The sequence below is a fragment of the Methanosarcina siciliae T4/M genome (assembly GCF_000970085.1).
GTDB classification, from domain to species: domain Archaea; phylum Halobacteriota; class Methanosarcinia; order Methanosarcinales; family Methanosarcinaceae; genus Methanosarcina; species Methanosarcina siciliae.
The window spans coordinates 241,320-265,529 of the sequence record NZ_CP009506.1 but is presented as its reverse complement, the minus strand read 5'-3'; the positions used below and the strand labels follow the sequence as shown (position 1 = coordinate 265,529).

Sequence of the window (24,210 nt, the reverse complement as noted above, 5' to 3'; positions counted from 1 at the left end):
CAAAAAGCTGAAAGATATCAGTCCAGCCTTCTCCAGATATACATAATCCGCTGGATTGCAGTAATATGGCTTGTCACAGCAATCAGGATAACAGCCCAACCCAGAATGGGAAAACCTGCAATCGAAGCAGGATAAACCGAATTAGCAAAAGCGGCAAGGATTATGACTACAAGACGGTCAGCCCTACCCATGATCCCGCCGTAGTACCTCCCGAGATTAAGGGCCTGGGCCTGAGTCCCGAGGTAACTCGTAAGAAGCACACCCACGATTGCCGCAACCCCTATCTGCCAGGACACATAACCTGCAAAAAAAATACTGCAGATGATGAAAACGTCCGAATAACGGTCGATTACGTGGTCTAAGAAATCTCCTCTCGGAGTTGCCCTGTTGGACTTGCGGGCAATTACCCCATCCAGGGCATCGAAAAGCGAGTTAAACACTACCATGAGACCTGCCAATAGGGCAAGTTCCTGGTATGCAGGAGAGTAATAAAAACTGAGCCCCGCAAAGAAAGCACAGATAAGGGAAACTATGGAAACCGCATCAGGAGAGACCTCATATCTTATGAAAAAATCTGCCAGCGGGTCGATAACTTTCGAGGCAACAGGTCTCAGGGCATTAAACGTCATGGTACTTGGAATCTTCCTTTTAGTTGTATTTCCGTTATAGAAGACAGGCCTGAAAGAATAGCAGCTTTATCCCGTGTCTTATGCCGGGTCGGAGCCACCTGGGTTGGATCTACTTAGTTGGATCTACTTAGTTGGATCTACTTAGTTGGATCTACTTAGTTGGATCTACTTAGTTATATCATTCCTTTGTGTACCTGTCTTTTGATATTTATACTTAAGGCCGTATGTTTGAATATCGGTGCACTCCATAGATAATACTTACTTGTATCACTTTTTACTTCATATTTTTACTTTTTACTACATATTGTCACTTTTTTACGGTTGCAAGTTCATATAAGTACTTTACCCTGCAGGAATGTTCAAGCTGCGTAGTCACAATATAAGCCTCTCCGAGAGTCTTGCCGACGGCAAAAGTCCCGTGGCTGAAAACCACAGTCCCCCTGTGTCCCGAAAGCGCACCTGCCAGGTTTTCGGCAAGTTCGCGGCTTCCTATCCCACCGCCTACTACCGGAATATTCCCGAGAAAATACTGTCCCTCACTGTCCACAGGAACAATTGTTCCCGCAGGACCGGCAAGCAGAGACTCAACCACCGAATAAGGGCAGTGAGCGTGGATTATTGCCAGTGCAGGGGTTTTCCTGTATATCTCCCTGTGCACTACCGTTTCGGAAGACGCGATTATATCCAGGGATGAGATATCACCAATCTCCACCTCAACAACGTTATCCCCGGTGATTTCATCAAGGGCGGTTCCGCTCCGGGTAATAAGCATCCGGTCTCCGGCCCTGACACTGATATTCCCGAAGTTTGATTCCACAAGCCCGTGTTCAACCAGCTTGCGCCCGTATTTTGCCATTTCCTGCCACATCTATGCGAGATATGGATGAAGAATGCCATAAGCTTATGCACCGTCAGAACCGCAGAAAGCTGCAAAAGCAGATCAAAAGCATACAGTCGAAGTAGTTTAATATGTAGGAGAGGGAGGATTCTGCCATAAAGTTTATCTGTGAGTATTGTATTTAGATAAGTCTGCAATCAGCTTCATTGCGCCTCGTTGGCTCAGCCCGGTAGAGCGAGTGACTTGTAATCACTAGGTCGCGTGTTCAAATCACGCACGGGGCTTTTTACTTTCTCTTTTCTTTTGGTTTAGAACTTCATCAAGTTATTTTGTATCTTTGTTTTTTCATTTAGCCCATTTGCTTGATCTAGCAATATTCCGTAGTTACCATGAAAACAGGTATAATTTCAGGAGATCCGTACTCATTGTAGTATAAATAGATATAGACAAAGGTGTGCCTATCAGGGATCTCTGCTTTAACTGTTTTTGTAATTTGTTTATCCATTGTTACCTTGAATGTATACTCTTTTTTTTCCTGATAGTATCGTGAGATAAACGGCCGTGACTGTGACACATCGCCTTCAGGTTCCAGATTGTATGTCTCATTCACTATTAATTTCTTATTTTGATCAGAGACCTCAACTGTCACTTCATGACCATTAACATCAAGATTGTTTATTACAAATAATGGTGCCGTAGGTCCCTTGAGAATGAAATTAAATGAGGCATAGACAAATAAAGAGACTATAAGGAGAAAACCTAGAATCATAAATTTAGTTCTGATGTTGTTTGCCAATAGATCATCTCTAGGATCTTGAATTTCAGTAATTTCTAAGTTAAGAGTTGACTGAAACTTTTAGTCAGATAAGCCTAATACTCAAGATTTACCATAGAACTTTATAAAAAAAAGAATATTATATAACCTTCTATATTTGAAAGTAGATTATTGATGATTATTTCAGCTATTTAGATAGAGTCGTAAAAGTATCTAATGTTCAGCCATCATAAAATTTCAGCGCAAAATTTTGCACTCCATAAATATTCTCCAGTTTTTGGAGTAATTTTCACCAAACCAATTCATTCTTTTCATCCTTTTCTTTCATTCTTTTTACATATTTTATGATGCCAGTTGATAGCCACAGCTATTCATTGTGATAAATCTGTTTACGTTGACCACAATTGCACTCATTGTTGCTTGTATATTCATTTTTGGAAGTCCCCAATATTTTGCCCTCTCCAATCAATGATATCTTTTCATTTCTCCTTGTTTTGGTACACTGCCCACACTACATTATTAACATCAATAGCAGGCTCAGATCCGCTATCAATTTTTGTATATTGATCTGTTGACGCCGCAGTCGATGTTAGAATCAAAAACATAAGAGCCGACGAGATAGGAAAAACTACGGTTCATCTTTTTCCCACCACAGGATAATAAGGACAGATCTCCTCGCTTATGATGACAGCATAAACCAGTATGTAATATGGGAATATTTATAAAAACTCGATTTATATCTCGACTTGTTTTGCCACGGATAACATTAGAAGAATTAGTCGCCAATTTTGAGATGAGTCAATATTTCGTTTCCAGGTACAATTCTTTTTAGAAAGCTACAGAGGTTTTTTGACATCCATTACTCTGCAGAGAATAAGGACAAATTTATAGAATTGGCTTAATAATACATGTACTAACCCATCCAAAGTTCCACCCAACAATCCACTCAAACGCCTACCGTTGCCGAAAAAAGCAAGCAACTGTTTGAATTTTATTACGAAAATACCAAAAATATTTTATAACAGGACTGCGTAGACTTTGCATGTCAGCTCGGAGATTCAATAACAGGTGAATGAAAACTTTTTCAAGAAAGAGTTGACCTGGCTGAACGCCATGAATAATCGGAACAGGAGGTATTGACCGGAGGAATAAGATCCAGATGGTCAGTAGCAAAGTTTGATTGGTAGAAGTCAAAACTTCTAACTCCGCCACCTCCAGTACTGATCCCTATAATGTGATTGGAGAGTGGAGACTCTGTGTGCACGTGTTCGCCCGCATAAATCGCAGAGAACCGAATTGGATAGGTTCAAAAGTATTACGCAGACGTAATATGAAATTTGGAATAAAAACATAGAGCCGACATACCTGGTTAGAGAAATTAAACCAATCTAATTGGAGATATCGGAAAAAAAGTATTACGAGTACGTAATATGGAATTTTAAGAAATACTTAGGGAAATAGAGAATTACCCTATGAATTTTGATTTTACTTAAATCCCTACAAAAATCCAACCCAAAGGTGATACGATGCTAAAAAAACAGCTAGGAGCCCTATTCCTGGCAACATGTCTTATTTTAACAACCTTACCTACTGTATTAGGTGGTTCGAGCACACAGGTGATAACTGTTGCCGGAGATGGAAGCGGAAACTACAACTGTGATGGGAAAGACGATCACGTCCAGATTAACCAGGCGCTGGAATATGCAGCAAAAAACCCGGGCACAACTGTTCACCTTAAAGGCCCGTTCACATATGTCATAGGCGACAGTCTTCTGATAGGCAGCAAAACAATCCTTGAAGGAGAGTCAGATGTGAAAATTAAGCTTGCTTCAGGATTACCCGTATGGGGTGGGCATGATAGCAGTATTGTAAATAAGAAAGCCATGCTTATGATTAGAGGCAGTTCTGCAAACGATATCACAATAAAAAACTTAACTGTTGACGGAAGCCAGAGCGACTATTATCCTAAAGTCAAGCTTGGAACTTCCTGCTATAACATGGCAACTATAGTAAATTGTAATGGATTAACAGTAAAGGATGTCACATTCCAGAATGGATGCAATGATGCCATGCTTATTTCAAATTCCAGCAACATATTAATAGATACGGTAGCCGTAAACAAATGCGGGCATGATGGGGTATACGCCTATCACGTAACAGGCATCACAGTTAAGAACTCCAAATTTATTAACCGAACTAATTCGTCCGTTCGGTTTGATTCCGTTACCAACGGAGTTATGAAAAACAACGAATGTACTACGTCCGGCGGTGGATACGCAGGCCTGGAATTACAGGGAACTCTTAAAAACATAGAAGCTTCCGGCAACTATTTCCATGACTTATCTGCTCCTGCAATAGTACACTTGAATACGAAAGAAACAAGTGTGAACATCCACGACAACAGAATTGAAAATTGTGCATAAGAAACTTAATACCTGGAAAATTCTCAGTTCATTAACTGGGAACCTCCACTTATTTTTCAAATAAATCATTTTTGCAGGTCCAGTTGCAATCATTTATGGAGATTTTATTTTTTCAGACTTTTTTTCGGATTTCTCTTTTCCTTCAGGTTTTGCATCGGTCTTATTTTCGCTTTCCTTTTTGTTTTTTTCATTGAAAAGTCCATGTTTGTCAAGTATCTCAGGACCTCTATGGTTCAACTTTTTTAATTTCTTGGAATCATAGGTTGTAAGTCCTGAAAAAAATAAGAACGCTTCTCCGGCTCAACGCAGCAGCGTATCAATCCCTTTATACAGCCTTCTCAGGGCGATGCTGAGCCTGCGGATTTCGACTTTCCACACATTTCTACTGACCTGGACGTCCCCTCCGGCTTTGACCCCTGCAACCCAGGCATATTTCCGGGCTAATTTTTCATTGTTAGAAGAAGAATGAAAAACCTTTCCCGTTTTCTGGTTACTGTATTTTTCATTAATAAGAAACTCATAGATCTCCTGAACTCTTTCGAGCAGGGTCTGTTCGCTTTCGGACCCTTCGGCTCCAAACAGGGAGAGATTCCAGAGGCGGAATTGTACCTCATGAAATTCGGAAATAAGTTTATTTGAATTTGAGATCTCAAGCATCCGCCTGAACTCAAGATAGATATCCGTATTTCCGAAATCTGAAGGCAGGGTGTTTCCAAGCGAGATCATAAGATGAATGCACTCATGAAAAAGGATTCTGGCTATAAGGAATTCAATTCTTTCCTGCAAGTTCCAGAATCGAGCCACAAGAGTCTGATCCCAGAGCTGGTAGGGGTTAACAAGGATTACGGACCTGTAAACAATCTTTTTTTCATCCCGGGAAACCAGACGCTTGGGGTAAAGAACAATCCCCTGCATTTTCCCGAAAAACTGAATCCTGACTGCAAGATCCCAGCAGTATTCCCAATCCCCGGAGCTTACACACTTTACCCTGTAGTATTTTCCATCAAAATGGACCTTCTCAAGCAGCCGGTACATATCTTTGCTGTGGGATCTGATCAAAGACTTAACCTGGGGTTCCCGGCAGATCCCAAGGTCAAGATAAGGAAAATTCGGGGCTGAAGCAGAAGAGAAATATGGGGCAGATGGGTTAAGATCGTAAAATCCATCAGGCAAAGAGCCTGAACAGTCTTGCCGGTTAAAGCCTCCGGATTCAACTGATGGAGCCTTCTTTTTCATGAGATCTCCTTCTATGACATATAACTCATAAGATATTATTACTGAGGATATATAAAAAATGATCAATAGGGAGGAAACAAAGGTTTATACTCCCTTAGAAAAGGAAAAAACCACATTTTTTTATTTATTTTAAGTTATCCACATGTATTCCCAGATATTTTCTGAGATCACCCCTTATTTCCGGCCACATTCATTTAGTTTCATTTGATTCATTAAGAGATCCGCAAACAGGACAATTATTTAACTTTGAGAGAGAGATTTCACTGAAACTTCCCGAAAGCCCGTTCCAGAACAGAAGGCGGCCTTCAAGGAGTTTTCCTTTTCCTGTAAGGAATTTAATTACTTCATTTGCCTGGATAGAACCTATAACTCCGGGAATTGCTCCTAAAATTGGGAATACTTCTTTTTTGGAGATCCGCGGGAAAATACAGTAAAGACAAGGAGTTTTCCCGGGAATTATCGTAGTTGCCTGCCCGTCATACCCGGTAACTGCCCCATGAACCAGAGGAATTCTCCTTTTTACGGCAAGCCTGTTGAGCAGATGCCTGGTTTCAAGGTTATCAAGGGCATCGACAATAATATCACATTCGGGAATAAGGGATTCGATGTTGGATTCGGAAATCATTTCCCCGATGGTTTCAACCTCAATCCCGGGGTTCATGGAAAGAAGCTTTTCCTTTGCAGATTCTATCTTAGACCTTCCGATATCCTTTTCGTGATGCAGAAACTGCCTGTTCAGATTGCTGAGCTCCACCGAGTCAAAATCCGCAAGAATAATTTTCCCGACTCCGGCTATTGCAAGATATGTGGAAATAGGGCTTCCGAGCCCTCCTGCCCCGACAACCAGCACCCTGGCATTCTTCAGCCTTTCCTGCCCCTCCTCTCCAAAAAGAAGGATCTGCCTGCTGTATTTCTCACGTTCCAAATCATTCATTTAAGATCTTCCAAAATATTCCTCTTGAATACTGATTCTACCGGCCAGTTCCGAATAACGCCAGTAGGGCCCTAACAACTCTATTATCCAGAGAAGTTAGAACCGTTCCAGTAATGATTGACTTCCTTATGCATAACATCTTCGGGAAGCAGAGGACAGAAAAGGGCAGGAAAGGATGAAGTGAACGCGTTGATCAAACTCTGACAGGTATTAAACCTTAAAATGGATCAGATTTTGACGGGATTAAACTTTGCTTCAAGTGAATACTCCAGCTGAGTACTCCGGGTTTCAGTGCTTGAAGGCAAAAAAGCATATAACCGAGAAGGATATATAACCCGAAGGCATATGAAAGATAAGAATTTGGATTATGAATCAGAGCTATAAAATAAAGGCTCGAATTAGAATTTTTTTGGAAAAAATTAATTAAGGCAAGACCCATAAAAATGGTTGATTATTTTTAAGATTTCTTAAGCTGGGTACTGCTGCTTATTATTGCATAACCCTTTTTACATAATTACGGACAAGATTCCGGAAAAGAGAGATATAAAAAGGTTTGAAATTCATGAAAGTGCTGGATTTGAAAAATACTATCCTCAATATTAAACAGGAATTCTCTGCTTACTTTAAAGAACGAGACGCTGAAATCAACGGATCTCTGCTGGCGCTGCTTTCGGGAGAACATGTTCTTTTGCTGGGCCCGCCGGGAACTGCAAAAACCCTGCTTGCAAACAAAATCTGCGAAACTATCGAGGGAGGGAACTTTTTCCATTACCTCCTTACCCGTTTTTCCACACCGGAAGAAGTATTTGGCCCGCTTTCCCTGAAGGCACTTGAAAAGGACGAATTCAGCCGGAGAGTGGAAGGCTACCTACCGACTGCCCATATAGCTCTTCTTGACGAGATTTTCAAAGCGAACAGCTCTATCTTAAACAGCCTCCTGACAGTCCTGAACGAAAGGAAATACCATAACGGCAAGGAGGTCATGGATGTCCCCCTCTTTTCCGTTTTCGGGGCTTCCAACGAACTCCCCGAAGAAGACGAAAGCCTCGAAGCCCTTTACGACAGGTTCCTTTTCAGGTACAGCGTGGACTACATCCAGCATGAGGAAAACCTTGAAGCCCTTATTTTCGAAAACACCGAAGACTTCATGCCCTCAACGAAACTCTCGGTCGAGGATATAAAGGAAATTCAGAAGAAAGCCAGGGATATGCGTGTGGACCCTGAAGTCCGGGCAATTATCCGGGGGTTGAGAAAAGAGCTTAAGAACGCAAATATATTCGTTTCGGACAGGCGCTGGAAGAAGATTATAAATGTGCTCAGGGTCGCTTCTGCCGTAAACGGGCACGAAAACGTAAACAGGATGACTGTTGTCCTGCTCCAGCACATGCTCTGGGACCTCCCCGAACAGAAGGAAACTATCAGGAAACTTATTCTGGACAGGGTCGTCTCCGGGGGTACGGATACAGGAAAACTCAAACAGGATGTGCTTGACCTGCGAAATTCCGTCTACAACTGCCTGCAGCAGGAACTTCCGGACCTGATATCCTGCAACAAATGCTTCGAAGAAGAGAAAAAAACAACAGGTGGCATGAAAAGCTCCAGGTTTACGGCAGTGAAAGCCCCGAAGAGTCTCACATTCAATAATGCCCTTGATTTTTTAAAGCACCATACAGAGTTTCCTACCCACACCTACAGTTTCGGGCTCGAATACAGAAACAACGTTAACGGTTCACTGAGCTTCGAAGCCGTAGCAGAGCAGTTCCGCCGGAGATACGGATTTGAGTTTAAGCTCAGCCTGGACTACGGAGACAAGAAACTCTACGAAAAAGAGTACGAAAACCTTGAAGAAAGGCTGAACTACTTCAGAAAGCATGTGCAGGAAGAAGAAAAAGCCCTGGAAGATACCCTCAGGGAAAACATCTGGGTTTCCGGACAGGACAGCAAGGAGATCCTTATGAAATACCGCTCCAAAAACACGGATATTTACGAGATTGCAGGCTATCTGAACGAAATCCGGAACCTGCTCGAAAAACCGAAGATATTTGACCTGGAAATCGAAGAAGCAGAAGTTGCCTGAAAAAGGGCTCTCAAAAGCCCGAAAAAAAAGGAAACAGGAAAATATGCAGAACCTGAAAAGCCCGAAAAGAAATTTCAAAGCCATCTCCGGATCAAACCGGGAGTTAGCTTTTGACCAGGCATTTAACCCTTCTACGATATTGAATATCGAACTCCGGGAATTTCTGGCAACCCCCAGAAAAGTCCCTCACAGGCTCAGGGAAGAGATTGCAGAAGTACTTATTTATGAACTCCTCTCAGGGAAAGAATACGAAATAAAGGACGAAAAACTTTTTATGGAGAAATTCGGGGTTTTTTATCCTATCTTCCTGAGCATGAGAAACCAGCAGGTCTGGGAAGAAATAAAAACCCTGGCAGAAAGCAACCGGATGGCAGGAATTTTTATCCTTAGAAGCCTGCTGGAAGACCTTTTTACGCTTCTTGGAGAATACGAAAAAATAGAACCTGATCTGTTGAAGAAATCCCGGAAAGGGTTGGAAAAGAGCCTGAAAACCCTGAAAGAACTGATCAGTGAAACTCAGGCCGCATGGGAAAGAAACAGGCTGGAAAGGCCTGAAAGCCCGAAATACTCTGACTGGCAGAAAAGTCCTGAAGAATTTCAGGAAAAAAAGAAAGAAGGCGAGAATAACCGGGAAAATTTCCTTAAAAATTGGGAATCCCGGGAAGAAAAAGACCCGGAACTCAGGCATGAAAACAGAGAGGGAGCGGAAAGACTAGCCTCAATGACCCGGGAATTCATGTTCAGTGAAAAAGCCGGGGAGGCAGTTGACTCTTTAGTAGAGGAAAAAATAACTGTAAAGCTTGAGGAGCTTATCCCTGCCCTTGAAGACCACCTTGAAATGCTTGAGATCCTCTCCATGCTCTTTCCGGGGAGAATGTGGGACTATTCCTTACAGGCCCTGCACAGGGAATACTTTGAAAACCTTGAGAAATATGCGGCAATCCTCAGGAAAAGTTTCGACCTGCGGAAAATTCTCGAACAGGTTGGCAGGACGGAGCTTGAGTACGGCTCAAAAAAACTGCAGTTATCGCCGCACAGCAGAAGTGAAGTACACTCAATTACCTTCTCAGGGGAAATACAGACTCTCCTTCCGATAGAAGCCGTAAAACTCAAAAACCCTGTCCTGAAGCGCAAGTTCTATGCTGACATGCTCGAGGAAAAGCTCCTTACATACCAGCTTCGAGGAAAAAACTGGAACTCGAACTTTGCAGGCAAAAGGAGAAAAGGTCCTGTTGTCGCCCTTGTCGATACCTCGGCTTCCATGCGGGGAGCCCCTGAGATCCTTGCAAAAGCCGTAGTCCTGGCAATTGCGAGGAGGATGTTAAGAGAAAACAGGGATGTCAAAGTAATTCTTTTTTCATCGAAATGGCAGACGGTTGAGATTGAGCTCACGGATAAAAAACGCATGGGAAAAGAGTTTCTGGATTTTCTCAGGTATACTTTCGGAGGCGGGACAGATTTTAACACTGCTCTCCGTTCAGGGCTAAAAGCAGTAAAAGTGGAAAAAGCCTTTCAGGGAGCAGACCTCCTTTTCCTGACCGACGGAGCCTCCGAACTCTCGGAAAGACCCCTGATCCGGGAATGGAATGAAATAAAAACCGAAAGAAAAGCCCGCATCTTTTCTCTGATAATAGGGAACTATGATGCAGGAGGGCTGGACCAGGTTTCAGACCAGACCTATATCATCCATCATGCCGGGAACTGGCAGGTTGAGGAAAGCCCTGCCAGGTTTATAAGGGCAGTCAGCAGGCCTGCGAGGATGTTTTAAACGGAGCAAGGAAGGTTGGTTAGTGGGTTAGTGCCTGCGCTTAAAACGCCTGCTCACCTCGTCTATGAACTCTTCCAGATCGTTCCTGCCCGGGGGTTGATGCCTGTAGATGCTTGACAAAACAACAAATGCAGCCCTTCTACCTCTTGAGGAATTCCTGAGCAGCCCGACCTCGATCACCGTGATCAGGACCTCGGAGATCATCTTGCGGTCGTTGGGACTCAGGTTACTCCACCTGTCATTGAGTTTTTTCGAAGAGATTTTTACCGACTCCTTGCCCCCGGAAGCTATTGTTGAAGCCTTTGAAGAGACGGTTTTTGAAATCTTTATTACCCGGGACTTTCCGCAAGAAGCTGTTTTTGAAAACGTCCTGAAAGCTCTTCCCGGAATCTCCTTCACCCGTATTTTTTCGTAGGCAGAAGAACCTCCAATTGAGTCTCCCGAAAACCGGCCTTCGGAAGTTCTGCTTTCCAGGGTTTTGCGGATTTCATCAAAAATTTCGGTGATTTCCTCTTTAGACCTCGTCCGGAGGTATTCCCTGAGATATCCCAATAGTTCGGGATCCAGCTCGGGAGAATCGTCTTCTTCAGAGGCTTCGCAGGCCTCAACAAAATCAGCATCAAATACAGGACAGGACCACATTAGAGAGTCATGTAAGGAATCCTTCCCGGACCCGGGACTCTTCCTGACCCTGTAGCCAGAGCTCGAAAATTTCCTGAATATGTCCTGTTTGCTTTTGAGCAAGAAAATCACATCCATGCCTGTGTCAAATCAAGAATTACTCGGTTTCTACTAATTTCTTCTGAAAACGTCCGTAGTTGAAAGTGGTTTCAGTAAAAGATTTCCCATTATATCTTTGCATATAGGCACATATATGGTTTGACATAAACAGGTTTGATTCAGGGGTTAAATATCTTTTTCTGTTTACACTGCCACTAAATCCGGATATCGTGCCGGGATTCTGTAAAAACAGTACTTAAGGAGGAAACTGAAAAAAGCACAAAAATAGTTTTTTTATTGAATAAGCAGCTAAAATAAATTTACATGTGTTAAAAAGCGCTTAAAATCCTTATTTTTAAAAAATAACTTCAGATTGATTCGTAGTTTAAGTAATTATTTTATAAGTTCCATACCCTAGTGAGTATCAGGTGAGGTTAAAAGCATGAGTATACAGAACATAAAGACATTGAAGATGGCCATATGCGGACTCCTTCTCGTATCCGTTCTCTCGATTGCCTGTGCAGGGACAGAGAACAGAGCCGTGGCTACGGAGCCTGCAGAGATTGGAATTATAGAGACAAAAATGGTAGCCGGTTCTGGGGTTGTATCCGCGAGTTATGCTGAAGACTTTTATCCCGAGTTTGAAAAAATCAGTGTAGATCCGGCCTACCAGTATCTTGAACTGAACCCCGGAGACAGTAATAACTTTACCGTAACTGTTGAAAACAAAGAAAATAAAACCATTGCACTGGACCCCAGGCTCGTAATCATCCCTTATACTGAAAACTTCATGGATGAAAGCTGGGTCAGCATCAGCCCCTCCGCAAAGGACCTGGATCCGGGAGAAAAAGAGGAGTTCGAGATCGAAGTAAACATACCTGAAGATGCGGACCTCGGGAACTATGCTGCCCTCATCTCCTTTACGGAAAATGTACCTGAAGGAGATGTAGCAGGGTATTATCCGAACTTCCCGGGCACAATGCAGCTTAACCTGCAGGTTTGGACCCCTCCCGCAGTCCAGATCCTTACGCCTTACGTCAATGACCTTATAAAAGCGGGAGAAACCTACACTTATGAGATAAAACTCCGGAACACGGGCAATAAGGATATTGCAATCTCCCCCGAGCTTACAGAGGAAGGCAATATTATCTATTACGATAGCATCTCCCCTTACGGAGGAGAAACGTATGCCTTCGAAAATGATGCGATAAATGTCGATGCTCCGGATAAAGTAAAAGCAGGAGAAACTGACATCGTAAAGCTTACCCTTAAGGTTCCGGCCGATGCAAAGGGAAGTTACGCCGGAAGCCTTGACCTCAACATCGATGATCCGGGAATCAGAGACTACGCAGGGAAAGTTTCGCTGAATTTCCGTATTCTGCCTATCCCTGAAGAGCCTTACGAGACCACCTTTAAAGCCGGGACCAACGGGACTATCAGCATAGAGGTCAGCGCCTACCAGTATGGATACGGCATCTACACAGCAGGAGGAAATCGGGACCTTACTCCCTCTTTCGAGGTAAGCCTGAAAGACCCCTCTGGAAACGAGGTAACACCCGCTCTCGTAAGCACGAAATACAGCGGCTCGGTAAACATAGTAGACGATACATACCCGCAACCCTATCTTTCATATGTCTCCGCAAGAATTGCAGGCAGCACGGGAACTTCCAACCAGGGAAGCTACCAGGGAGGGACCACAACCTTCGTGGAGACCTATTCGGTTCCGGGAGCTGTAGGCGACTGGACGCTTTCAATCCTGCCCAAAAACACTGAAAACTTTGAATATTCCGTCACAATAGGGGCTATAGAAGAATAAGCTGCCCCCCTTCCTTTTTTTTGGTTTATGTCTCTATAAAAGGCTCATTTCCTTTTTTCGATTGATTTTCCTTCTTTTTGATTTATAATTCTATGAAGCCCTGTACTCTTTTTCGGACAATTTATCCTTCCATCAGAGATTCAGAAAACTCTGGGTCCCTGAAACTATTTCCCGGCCTCTGAACTTCATATCCCGGAACTTGACGGATAGGGGTGGGGGATCGAGAAGCCAATAGTAATTATATGGTGCATCGTATAATATTCAATAGCATATAATCAAAAGTGGCATATAAATAAATTAGTTTAATTTCCAGGAAAATGTAGAGGACAGAGAATCAGTCGAAGAGAGGAGGGATAAACTTCCTGCCTGCAAAAAAATGGAGATAAAAAGCCCGAAGGAATAAAATAGTCTCAGGGATAAAAGGGAGGAAGTTTCATAAGATAAAGATTTAATGAGTGAATTAGTCACGATATCTTTAATCCATTACTTATCTATACTTCATATTTTTGCTGGAGGTAAAAAGTACAATGAGAGAAGGTCCGGACCCCTTTGGGGTAAGAGATAGCATCGAAACAACTGCCGGAAAAGCTACGATTTACAGACTGAGCAAACTGGAAGAAAAGGGCTTTGAAGGGATTTCCCTGCTTCCCTACTCTATAAGGATCCTGCTGGAATCCCTGCTCCGGCATGCGGATACTGAAAAGCACCTGATGGCTGCAGAGGATGTGGAAGCCCTTGCCCGCTGGAGTCCTGAAAACATAAGTGATAGGGACATTCCGTTTATTCCTTCAAGGGTAATTATGCAGGACTTCACAGGTGTGCCTGCGGTAGTCGACCTTGCAGCCCTCCGCTCGGCAATGGAGCGCCTTGGAGGAGACCCTGCCAAAATCAACCCTGTAATCCCTGCCGACCTGGTAATTGACCACTCGGTTCAGGTCGATTCTTACGGGACAGCATACGCCCTTGAGGAAAACGAGAAAAAGGAGTTTGAACGCAACAGGGAGCGTTATACTGTCCTCCGCTGGGCACAGAACGCCTTTGACAACTTCAGGGTCGTACCCCCCGGAAGAGGGATCATCCACCAGGTTAACCTCGAGTACCTAACCCCACTCGTGCACCTGAAAGAGAAGGAAGGCGAATTATTTGCATTCCCTGACACCCTTGTAGGGACTGACTCCCATACCACAATGATCAACGGGATAGGAGTGCTCGGATGGGGTGTCGGCGGTATAGAAGCCGAAGCCGTAATGCTCGGACAGCCTTACTATATGCCTGTTCCTGAGGTAGTGGGCTTCAAACTCTACGGGAAACCGGCACCCGGAGTTACTGCGACGGACCTTGTCCTTACGATCACCAAAATGTTAAGAAAACACGGGGTAGTCGGCAAGTTTGTCGAGTTCTACGGGCCCGGCCTGAATTCCTTAAGCCTCCCGGACAGGGCAACGATTTCAAACATGGCTCCCGAATACGGAGCCACCCTCGGGATTTTCCCGCCTGACACGGAGACTTTAAACTACCTGAAGAGAACGGGCAGGAGCGACGAGCAGGTCGAACTTGTTAAAAAGTATCTGGAAGCCCAGGACCTGCTTTACTCGATCCACAAACCCGAGCCTCTTTTCAGCAGCAATCTCGAACTTGATATGGGGACTGTAAAACCCTGTCTTGCAGGTCCGAAACGCCCGCAGGACCAGCTCTTCCTGAATGAGGTCCCGGAAAATTTCCGTGAAACAATGAGGCAGACATTTATAAGAAAGAAGGAAGGAGGCGCTAAGCTTGCAAGAGACCCGGCTTATCAGCGCTGGTTGGGGGAAGGAGGAGCCCCGGTAGAAGAAGCCGAAATAGAAGAGGTAAAACAGGTTGAACCCCATGAGAAAGGCTTCAGGGTCACGCACGGGTCCGTTGTTATCGCGGCCATCACTTCCTGTACCAATACCTCCAACCCCTCGGTCCTGATCGGGGCCGGGCTGGTCGCAAAAAAGGCAGTTGAAAGGGGTCTGAGGGTTAAACCTTTTGTGAAGACAAGCCTGTCTCCGGGCTCAAGAGTGGCTACCGAGTACCTTGGAGCCGCAGGTCTTCTTCCCTATCTTGAAGCCCTCGGTTTCCACCAGGTAGGGTACGGCTGTACTACCTGTATAGGGAACAGCGGCCCTCTGCCCGAACATGTTGCAAAGGAAATTGAAGAGAAGGACCTTACGGTTGCAGCCGTACTCAGCGGGAACAGGAACTTCGAGGGCAGGATCAATCCCCATGTAAAAGCAAACTACCTCGCCTCCCCACCGCTTGTCGTTGCATATGCTATCGCGGGAACGGTAAACATAAACCTTGAAACCGAACCCCTTGCCTATGACCCTAACGGGATCCCTGTTTACCTCAGGGACATCTGGCCCGGAAATGAAGAGATAAGGGAAGCTGAAAAGAACAGCGTTAAACCTGAAATGTTCAAAAAAGAATACTCAGGAGTTCTGGAAGGGGCAAAACTCTGGAAAGAGCTGGATGTGCCTGAGGGCACCCTTTATGACTGGAGCCCTACCTCCACTTATATTCAGGAACCGCCCTACTTTGTGGATTTCCTGCATACCCTGCCTCTGCCCGGAGATATACAGAATGCCAGGGTCCTTGCCCTTTTCGGAGACAGCATTACCACAGACCACATCTCCCCTGCCGGAGATATCCCGACAGACAGCCCGGCAGGCAGATACCTGATATCCTGGGGTGTGGACCGGAAAGACTTCAATTCCTACGGTTCACGCCGGGGTAACCATGAGGTAATGATGCGCGGGACTTTTGCGAACATCCGGCTCAGGAACAGGCTTGTAAGCAGGGAGGGAGGCTGGACTGTCTCCCACCTCAGAGGAGAAGACTTCCCGCCTGAAGCCTGCGAGGGAATTCCGATCTATGATGCCTCTCTGCTTTATGCGGAAAACGATGTACCCCTGATTGTACTCGCAGGAAAAGAGTACGGGACAGGCAGCTCCCGCGACTGGGCAGCAAAAGGTACATTCCTCCTTGGAGTAAAGGCGGTTATTGCCGAGTCCTTTGAGCGCATCCACAGGAGCAACCTTGTGGGTATGGGAGTCCTGCCCCTGCAGTTTAAGCCAGGAGAAAACGCAGATACCCTCGGGCTCACTGGAAAGGAAAGCTACGATATCTTTGGCATTGAGCAGATGGAGCCCCATGGAGAGCTTACCGTAAGGGCAAAGGACGATGAAGGGGAAGAAATAGAGTTCAGAGTAACATTGAGACTGGACTCTGCCGTGGAGATAGGGTATTACAGGAACGGCGGGATATTGCATAAGTTCCTGCGGGATTCGGTGAAGAAAAAATAACGGGTTGAGTATGCCAGTATTGCAGACAAGAATTTTTAGAGAGGTTCCGCAAGCCTTGTTAAGGTTTCTTCTTTTTTCCGGAACCTTTTTTATTTGATCCTGGAGACTCGGTTATTTTAGTTAAATAGGTATCTTGAAGCTAAACACATTACAAAGAATATTTGAATTTACATTTAAGATATGGGGAGAGACCCAGATGGCAGGAATTTGAACTTCAGTAAATATATTTAAAATGATTTAAAGGTACAATTTCAACAAATTTAATATACTTATTCGATGATAATACAATTGCATTGTGATCCTATTTTTGGGCCCAAAAAGGTCCTCGTGCGAAATCTTTCACTTATAATCAGAGGATTCCCCAATTTCAAAATTTTTTGAAAATCCTCTAGGCATAACTGTGAGGTAGAAAATGAGTAAAAATATATGTTTCATCGACGGGCTGGAGGGTGTTCTGAAATACAGGGAAGTAGACATCAAAGAACTGGTTGAACTTCCTTACGATGCAGTTTCCTATCTGCTAATCCGGGGTGAGCTCCCCGGAGAACAGGAACTTGCCGAGTACTCGGCCCGCCTGCATGCGGAACGTGGAATCAACAGGGAGGTTCTGGACATCATCCGCATGTGCAATTTCAATATTGATGCTATGGAAGCACTGCGTACAGTTATTTGTTTCATATCACAATTCGACCCCGACCTGAATGACAGTTCCCCCGAAGGAAACATGAGAAAAGCCATAAGGTTAATTGCTATAGTCCCGACCATTGTTGCTACTTATTATAGAATGGCAAATGGAAAGGAACCTTTACCTCCGGACCCTTCCCTTTCCCACGGAGCCAATTTCCTGCACATGATAAAAGGCAGCAAGCCAGACCCCCTGGATGCCGAAGTCATGGAAAAAGACTTTATTCTCAGTGCCGAGCATGAGCTGAATGCATCCACCTTCTCCTCCAGAGTTACAGCTTCAACCATGTCCGACCTCTACTCTGCAGTTGTTTCAGGGCTCTGTACCCTTAAAGGTCCCCTTCACGGAGGGGCAAGGGCAGAGGTTATGACCATGCTCAACGAAGTTGCAAGCCCCGAAAATGCTGAGAAATTTGTCCTTGGAAAAATCGCGCAGAAAGAAAAAATAATGGGTTTCGGGCACAGAGTTTACAAGACTTATGACCCAAGGGGCGCAATATTCAAACAACTCGCAAAGAAACTGGCCGAATCCAGAGGGGACATGCACTGGTACGCAACCGCCGAAGCAATCGAAAATGTTGTTATCCGCGAGCTTGTGGAAAAGAGAGGAAAACCGATTTATCCGAACGTTGATTTCTATTCCGGAGTCATCTACAAATATATGGAAATTCCTCCGCAGCTTGCAACCTCGATTTTTGCAATCGGGAGGATCTCAGGCTGGATAGCCCATTGCTTTGACCAGTATGATAGAAAAAAGATCATAAGGCCCAGGGCCTTCATGCTCGACGAATGTTGAAACCTAAAAAACCTGGCTCTGCCCGAAACCTGCAGGACAGGTTAACAAACAAATTTTTAAGAATAGACAATTTTCAAGAGGATAGGGTGTTTCAAGAACTGAACCCCTCTTTCATTACATTTTAAATCGAAAAGACACTGATTATCGGTTAACAGGAAATGAAGCTGTTAAGTCCCGGGATCAGATAATCCTTGGATCAGATAATCTTTTTATCATCTGACAGCTTTTTGGTATCCAGATACCCATGACTTATAGAAGTTTTATAGGCCAGTTAAGAGAAAACGGAAAACTGGTAGAAGTTCCGCAGCCCGTTTCCCCGAGATTCGAAGCTTCAAGGATCGCAAAAAAAACAAAAGCTCCTATCCTTTTCCACGACATTTCGGGTTCAAAGGTCATCATGAACCTGCTTGGCTCCAGGGACGAGCTTGCGTCCATGCTCGGAGTCCCCAAAGAAGAAATAATAAAGAAGCTTTCGAAAGTATCCCCTGGAGGAGAAATCCGGATAGTTTCGGAATCTCCTACTCTTGAGGTCATAGAAAATGAGGTTGACCTCACAAAACTGCCTATCCTTACCCATTTTGAAAAAGACGGCGCTCCATACATAACTGCAGGGATTGTAGTTTCCGAATATGGAGGTACCATTAATGCTTCCATCCACCGCCTTATGCTTGTGGGGAAAGAAAAACTCGCAGCTCGCCTCGTCCCTCCGAGGCATACATACCTCCTGCATAAAAAGGCTGCAGAAAAAGGCGAACCTCTGCCCGTTGCAATTGTTATCGGCTGCGACCCCACGATTACTTACGCAACCACTACAAGAGTGCCCGTAGGAAAAGAATTTGAATACGCAGCTGCCCTGAGGGGAGCTCCTGTAGAACTTTTTGAGTGTTCAAACGGGGTAAAAGTCCCTCACTCCGAAATTGTGCTCGAAGGGTACGTTGACCCTGTGGAAAAAGTTGATGAAGGACCGTTTGTGGACATTACGGGAACATACGATGTTGTAAGGAAAGAACCTGTGATCCGCATTACCCGTGTTATCCACAGAAAAGACCCGATCTACCACGGAATTCTGCCGGCCGGCCCCGAGCACCTCCTGATGATGGGAGTTCCTTATGAGCCCAGGATATACAGGGCTGTAGGGGAAGTTACGACCGTTAAAAACGTGGTCTTAACAGAAGGAGGATGCTGTTACCTCCATGCAGTCGTGCAGATCGAAAAGCAGACCGAAGGAGATGCGAAAAATGCAATTATGGCAGCCTTTGCAGCCCATACGAGCCTGAAGCATGTGGTGATCGTGGATGAGGACATAAATATCTTTGACCCTGCCGATGTCGAGTTCGCAGTTGCTACAAGGGTGAAAGGGGATATGGATATCCTCATTATTCCCAATGTCCGCGGCAGCTCCCTTGACCCGAGAGGAGCTCCTGACGGGACAACCACGAAAGTGGGAATCGATGCTACAAAAGTCCTTATTGAAAAAGAAAACTTCGAAAGGGCAGTGATTCCTGAAAAATAACTGAGATGAAACTTTTAAAATACGGAACTTTTAAAGGGCAGACAAACTTAAAGGGACTGCAAACAGGGGATATGGAATACCCTTACCTTGCTTTAGGATTTTATACTCACTTCAGTGTTCCGTATTTGTTTTAATAGTTTGTACATCAATAATTATTCTGCCTCAATATATCTTTGCTTCAATATATTACATCCCTGTTTACTACCTGGCAACTAAAGAGTGAATTTTCATGTATCTTACAAAAGAAGAAGAACAAATCCTGAACGGAGAGGCAGGAGAGACTCTCAGGCAGGCAATTGAAATCCTTGTGGCTCTCGGAGACATCTACGGAGCAGACGGGCTAATCCCTATCAAAAGCGCCCAGATTGCAGGAGTTTCTTATAAAACCATAGGTGATGCCGGACTTGAATGGATCTCGGACCTGGAGGGACAGGTAAAGGTTCCCGCAATCCTGAACCCGGCCGGGATGGACCTTGAAGACTGGGAAAGGTTGAAGATCTCCCCCGAATTTGCAGAAAAGCAGAAGGCAATTGTTCAGGCTTATAAAAAGCTCGGCATCCGCTGTGAATGTACCTGCACTCCCTATACCCTCGAGGGCTTTTCCGTGGGCTACGGCGACCATCTGGCATGGAGCGAATCGTCAGCCATCTCCTACGCAAACTCCGTAATAGGGGCCCGGACGAACAGGGAAGGAGGACCATCAGCTCTTTCGGCAGCGCTCCTTGGAAAAACTGCAAACTATGGGTTCCATCTTGAGAAAAACCGTGTTCCTGAAGTCTCTATAGGGGTGGAGTTCCCGCTTAAAGAATCGGATTACGGAGCACTTGGTTACGTGGCAGGCAAAATCATTGGAAGCAGGGTACCTATTTTCCGTTTGAAGAATACACCGGAAAAAGACGAACTTAAAGCCCTTGGAGCTGCAATGGCGGCATCCGGTGCAGTGGCGCTTTATCATGTTGAAGGAGTGACCCCCGAAGCCTGCAGGCTGGGTTTTGAAGAGCCCGAAGAAAAGATAATTATCGAGAGAAGCCAGCTTGATGAAGTTTACGAGAGCAGAGGAAGGGCCGGTAAAGAACCCGAACTGATTACTATAGGCTGCCCCCACTGCTCTGCAGCGGAACTTAAAAAAGCGGCTGAGCTCCTGAAAGGAAAAACGGTTTCAAAGGAAACCTGGATCTTTACCTCGCGGGAACTTGCAAACCGCTACCCCGAACATATTAGAACAATTGAAGAAAGCGGGGCCAAGGTCGTTTGCGATACCTGCATGGTAGTTTCCCCGGCAACCAACAGCTACTCCTGCGTCATGGTGAATTCGGGAAAAGCCTTTGCCTACGTGCCCGGGATGTGTGGGACTGAAAGTGTATACGGGAATATGGAAGCCTGCGTCGAGGAGGCAACCGGAAGGAAAGGAAAGAAGGCAGGTGGTTCCTATTAAATTCAAAGGCAGGGCAATTTCCAGGGGACGTGCAGAAGGGGAAGTTTTGATTTCCAGAGACCCCATATCCTTCCTTGGCAGTGTGGACCCTAAAACTGGAATTGTTGTCGAGGAAAAAAACTCTCTCGCAGGAAAATCAATCAAAGGAAAGGTGCTTGTTTTCCCTCATGGGAAAGGATCGACTGTCGGCTCCTATGTAATGTACCAGCTGAAGAAAAACGGAGCTGCTCCGGTGGCGATTATCAATTTGGAAACCGAACCTATAGTAGCGGTAGGGGCAATTATATCTGAAATCCCTTTAGTTGATATGCTGGAAAAAAGCCCGTATGAATTTTTAAAGGATGGAGACATTGTTCAGGTAAACGGCAGTGAGGGATATATCGAATTGCTTGAACCGAAAGGCAGTAAAGTAGAAGAATAATACAGGTTAAACCTTAAGCCTTAATACCTGCCGCTTAAGCGTAAAACATGGAAATCGTATTGGTAGAACCTAAAAGAAACCCCAAGCTCCAGAGACGTGAAACTTAAAATGAAACAGGGAAGAAAAGGTCAGGAGAATTCGGATACTGAAGAGACGATTTCACGCATATACCCTTACATAACGAGGGTATTTGACGTATATGAAATCCAGAAGTCCGGAGAGATTATCTATTTTTTCGGCACCCCTAAAATTGATACCGAAAATGTGATGGGGGAACTCTGGACTCCCCTCGAACAGCAAGGATTCGGAGGCACTCTGAAGTACGAGCTTGGGGAACACGTTCTTATTATTTCCCCCGTAAAAAAGGCAAAAGAAAAACACTGGGTAAACCTTGCGCTTTTCATAGCAACAGTTTTTACAACTATGATCTGCGGAGCCTGGATGTTTGGGGTTGATCTATGGAGTGCCCCCATGCAGATTATCCAGGGCTTGCCCTTCACCCTTGCAATACTGGCTGTGCTCGGCTCCCATGAGATGGCCCATTATGCAATGGCAAGGCACCATGGGATGAAAACGTCTCTCCCTTATTTTATCCCGTTTCCGACTTTCATAGGTACTATGGGAGCGGTAATCCGTTACAGAGGACCAATTCCTGACCGGAAAGCCCTCTTTGATGTGGGAATAGCCGGACCTCTTGTAGGGCTTCTGGTCTCAATTGTGGTTACCATAATCGGGCTGAGTCTTGATGCGCCTGCAATCAAACCGTTGCCCGATTCTCTGATGTTTGAGCTTGGCCTCCCCCCTCTTTTTGTGATGCTCCAGAAACTTGTCGGGGTTACGGGAACCGACTTGCACCCTGTGGCTTTTGCAGGCTGGGTGGGGATGTTTGTAACCCTTCTGAATCTCCTTCCTGCAGGGCAGCTTGACGGCGGGCACGTGCTCAGGGCAATGCTCGGTAAAAAAGCGAATTGGGTATCTTCAATGATGCCCAGGGTTCTTTTCCTGATAGGTATTTATGTGGTTTACGGGTTAAGAGGAGACGGCTTTATCTGGATATTCTGGGCGCTCTTCCTCTGGGCCTTTGCAGCAGCCGGGCACCCATCCCCCCTTCATGATAAAATGAAGCTGGACAGAAAACGCATCCTTATAGGAATCCTTACCTTTATCCTCGGGCTTCTCTGCTTTACCCTGATTCCTTTTAAACCCATAACATGAGAAGAAACGGATAAACTGAAGAGAAATGGAAAAACTGAAGAGGACTAAAAAGGCCCGGGAAGAGGAAAAAATGGATGTGAATTTTCGGTACAGCAAAAAAAACTCATACAGTTTTGCGGTCCTTTCCCCCTTACTTCCCGAAGCAGGGTTTACGGACAAACCCCAGAACGGGATCATGATCTACAGTTTTACTACACGGCAGGCAGCGAAAATCTTCAGGGAGGTTGAAAATGCAGGGACGGATTCGATCTTCATTGCAGGAGGACCGCACCCATCCGGGTCCCCTGAAGAGACACTTGAGTATTTTGATTACGTGGTTATTGGTGAAGGGGAAGAAACCCTTCCTGAACTCGTGAAGGTCCTGAAAGAGGGAGGAGACCCAGGAGAGGCAAAGGGAATCGCTTACAAATCAGCAGACACCGGCAGAGTGATCAAAACTCCGGAAAGACCGCATGTGAACCTGGACGCATACCCCTGTTTCGATCCGAAAAAACTCCGGGCTCCCATTGAGATCAGTCGCGGATGCCCCTGGGGCTGCAAGTACTGCCAGACGCCCAGGCTTTTTGGAAGAGAAGTCAGGCACAGGAGCATTGATTCCATCCTGAAGAATGCACGGTACTATGACGACCTCCGTTTCATAGCTTCAAATGCTTTCGCATACGGAAGCGATGGAATTCACCCGAGGTTCGATAAGGTAGAAAAACTGCTCTCTGCCCTCCGTGAACTGCCCGATAAAAAGATCTTTTTCGGGACTTTCCCCTCCGAAGTGCGCCCCGAGTTCGTGACCGAAGAATCTGTAGAACTTGTGAGAAAATATTGTGCAAACGACAGCCTTAGCCTTGGAGCCCAGTCAGGGAGTGACGGTATCCTTAAAGAAATAAGGAGAGGGCATACGGTTGAGAACAGCATTTCAGCTGTTGAGTGCTGCCTGGAACATGAGATTGTTCCGGCAGTCGATTTTATTTTCGGGCTTCCCTCAGAAACTGAAGAGGATCAGGAAAAAAGCCTTGAACTTGTCCGCTGGATCTGCAAAAGGGGCGGAACCGTCAGGGCTCATTACATGACCCCCCTTCCGGGAACTCCGTACGCATCAGCTGTTCCTTCGGAGGTTAGCAACCGGGTAAAGCGGGAGCTTGGAAAACTAGCCCTTGGAGGAAAACTAACAGGTTACTGGGAAAAACACAGGAAGATATAAAAAAGAAAGGAGAGTAGGATTGAGGAAAGTCGGCATAACTCCGGTACCAGCTTTAAAACCCCGATCCTTTGTTTGCTTTGAATCTGTTTTTGAATTTAACCGCACAAGGAGCCTTTGTTTTTGATCCTGTAAATTTACCCTGATGGCAAAATTCCGTTAATCGGAATCAAATCTCAGGTCTGTAGTCTGTATTTAATTTTCAAGAACTCTTTTCAGGAATCCGTTTAAGGAATCCGTAAAGAGCTCTTTTATTTTCAAGAATCCTTCGTAAAAATGTTTTATGTTTGCAGGTTTGATCTATGCCCGTTTTTAAATTATGTTCACCGATTTTTCAGGTTTGACGGTTCGTATATTTCAAAGGTGTGCTGATCCCTTATTTATTTCTCTTTTTGGGATACTTATCGAGCCT

Annotated in this window: 18 protein-coding genes and 1 tRNA gene; 12 read left to right on the top strand and 7 right to left on the bottom strand. The window is 45.0% G+C overall.

Features of this window, described 5'->3' with window-relative positions; translation table 11 throughout:
* Window positions 1–17 precede the first annotated feature (17 nt).
* Entirely contained in the window at window positions 18–629 is a 612-nt protein-coding gene (locus MSSIT_RS01200) for a CDP-alcohol phosphatidyltransferase family protein (RefSeq protein WP_048169321.1), read from the bottom strand.
* 307 nt (window positions 630–936) lie between these two features.
* A complete protein-coding gene (locus tag MSSIT_RS01195; RefSeq protein ID WP_048169319.1) occupies window positions 937–1,497 on the bottom strand; it encodes an aldolase in 561 nt (186 codons plus the stop codon).
* A gap of 180 nt (window positions 1,498–1,677) precedes the next feature.
* Between MSSIT_RS01195 and MSSIT_RS01190 the strand changes: the two genes are divergently transcribed.
* Window positions 1,678–1,751 (top strand) — tRNA-Thr (locus MSSIT_RS01190).
* Between the two features lie 83 nt (window positions 1,752–1,834).
* Here the strand turns inward: MSSIT_RS01190 and MSSIT_RS01185 are convergent.
* Both MSSIT_RS01185 and MSSIT_RS22725 read right to left on the bottom strand, forming a co-directional pair.
* Window positions 1,835–2,263, bottom strand: coding sequence for a hypothetical protein (locus MSSIT_RS01185; RefSeq protein WP_052721466.1), 429 nt, complete (start codon window positions 2,261–2,263; stop codon window positions 1,835–1,837).
* A gap of 1,063 nt (window positions 2,264–3,326) precedes the next feature.
* Complete coding sequence (locus tag MSSIT_RS22725) at window positions 3,327–3,506, bottom strand: hypothetical protein (protein WP_156158766.1); 180 nt, start codon at window positions 3,504–3,506, stop codon at window positions 3,327–3,329.
* A gap of 262 nt (window positions 3,507–3,768) precedes the next feature.
* On the opposite strand from MSSIT_RS22725, the gene MSSIT_RS01180 reads away from it, so the two are divergent.
* The gene (locus MSSIT_RS01180) at window positions 3,769–4,665 is read left to right on the top strand and encodes a right-handed parallel beta-helix repeat-containing protein (protein WP_048169316.1); all 897 of its coding nucleotides are present in this window, start codon (window positions 3,769–3,771) and stop codon (window positions 4,663–4,665) included.
* A 300-nt stretch (window positions 4,666–4,965) separates the two neighbouring features.
* On the opposite strand, the gene MSSIT_RS01175 is transcribed toward MSSIT_RS01180, so the two are convergent.
* Both MSSIT_RS01175 and MSSIT_RS01170 read right to left on the bottom strand, forming a co-directional pair.
* A complete protein-coding gene (locus MSSIT_RS01175) occupies window positions 4,966–5,901 on the bottom strand; it encodes a YlbF family regulator (protein ID WP_048169314.1) in 936 nt (311 codons plus the stop codon).
* A 190-nt stretch (window positions 5,902–6,091) separates the two neighbouring features.
* Window positions 6,092–6,835: a HesA/MoeB/ThiF family protein gene (locus tag MSSIT_RS01170; protein WP_048169312.1), complete on the bottom strand. Its 744-nt coding sequence runs from the start codon at window positions 6,833–6,835 to the stop codon at window positions 6,092–6,094.
* Between the two features lie 562 nt (window positions 6,836–7,397).
* Here MSSIT_RS01170 and MSSIT_RS01165 point away from each other — a divergent pair.
* Both MSSIT_RS01165 and MSSIT_RS01160 read left to right on the top strand, forming a co-directional pair.
* On the top strand, window positions 7,398–8,912 hold the full coding sequence (locus MSSIT_RS01165) for an AAA family ATPase (RefSeq protein WP_048169311.1): 1,515 nt from the start codon (window positions 7,398–7,400) through the stop codon (window positions 8,910–8,912).
* Window positions 8,878–10,680: a vWA domain-containing protein gene (locus MSSIT_RS01160; RefSeq protein WP_231590317.1), complete on the top strand. Its 1,803-nt coding sequence runs from the start codon at window positions 8,878–8,880 to the stop codon at window positions 10,678–10,680. The genes MSSIT_RS01165 and MSSIT_RS01160 overlap by 35 nt, the downstream gene beginning before the upstream one ends.
* Before the next feature lie 27 nt (window positions 10,681–10,707).
* Here MSSIT_RS01160 and MSSIT_RS01155 read toward each other — a convergent pair whose 3' ends face one another.
* Complete coding sequence (locus tag MSSIT_RS01155; protein WP_197080362.1) at window positions 10,708–11,433, bottom strand: hypothetical protein; 726 nt, start codon at window positions 11,431–11,433, stop codon at window positions 10,708–10,710.
* Window positions 11,434–11,842: 409 nt separating this feature from the next.
* On the opposite strand from MSSIT_RS01155, the gene MSSIT_RS01150 reads away from it, so the two are divergent.
* The 8 genes from MSSIT_RS01150 (at window position 11,843) to MSSIT_RS01115 (ending at window position 23,801) form a co-directional block, all read left to right on the top strand.
* Entirely contained in the window at window positions 11,843–13,216 is a 1,374-nt protein-coding gene (locus MSSIT_RS01150; protein ID WP_048169309.1) for a COG1470 family protein, read from the top strand.
* A gap of 527 nt (window positions 13,217–13,743) precedes the next feature.
* Entirely contained in the window at window positions 13,744–16,542 is a 2,799-nt protein-coding gene (gene acnA, locus MSSIT_RS01145) for an aconitate hydratase AcnA (RefSeq protein ID WP_048169307.1), read from the top strand.
* A gap of 412 nt (window positions 16,543–16,954) precedes the next feature.
* Window positions 16,955–18,022 carry a citrate/2-methylcitrate synthase gene (locus MSSIT_RS01140; protein ID WP_048169305.1) on the top strand — a complete coding sequence of 356 codons (1,068 nt, stop codon included), beginning with the start codon at window positions 16,955–16,957 and terminating at the stop codon, window positions 18,020–18,022.
* 244 nt (window positions 18,023–18,266) lie between these two features.
* Complete coding sequence (locus MSSIT_RS01135; RefSeq protein ID WP_048169303.1) at window positions 18,267–19,535, top strand: UbiD family decarboxylase; 1,269 nt, start codon at window positions 18,267–18,269, stop codon at window positions 19,533–19,535.
* Window positions 19,536–19,764: 229 nt separating this feature from the next.
* Complete coding sequence (locus tag MSSIT_RS01130) at window positions 19,765–20,970, top strand: aconitase X (RefSeq protein ID WP_048169301.1); 1,206 nt, start codon at window positions 19,765–19,767, stop codon at window positions 20,968–20,970.
* On the top strand, window positions 20,957–21,391 hold the full coding sequence (locus MSSIT_RS01125) for a DUF126 domain-containing protein (protein WP_048169299.1): 435 nt from the start codon (window positions 20,957–20,959) through the stop codon (window positions 21,389–21,391). Before MSSIT_RS01130 ends, MSSIT_RS01125 begins: the two co-directional genes overlap by 14 nt.
* Window positions 21,392–21,499: 108 nt before the next feature.
* Complete coding sequence (locus MSSIT_RS01120; RefSeq protein ID WP_048169298.1) at window positions 21,500–22,606, top strand: site-2 protease family protein; 1,107 nt, start codon at window positions 21,500–21,502, stop codon at window positions 22,604–22,606.
* 70 nt (window positions 22,607–22,676) lie between these two features.
* The gene (locus MSSIT_RS01115) at window positions 22,677–23,801 is read left to right on the top strand and encodes a TIGR04013 family B12-binding domain/radical SAM domain-containing protein (protein ID WP_048174410.1); all 1,125 of its coding nucleotides are present in this window, start codon (window positions 22,677–22,679) and stop codon (window positions 23,799–23,801) included.
* The last annotated feature ends 409 nt before the right edge of the window (window positions 23,802–24,210 follow it).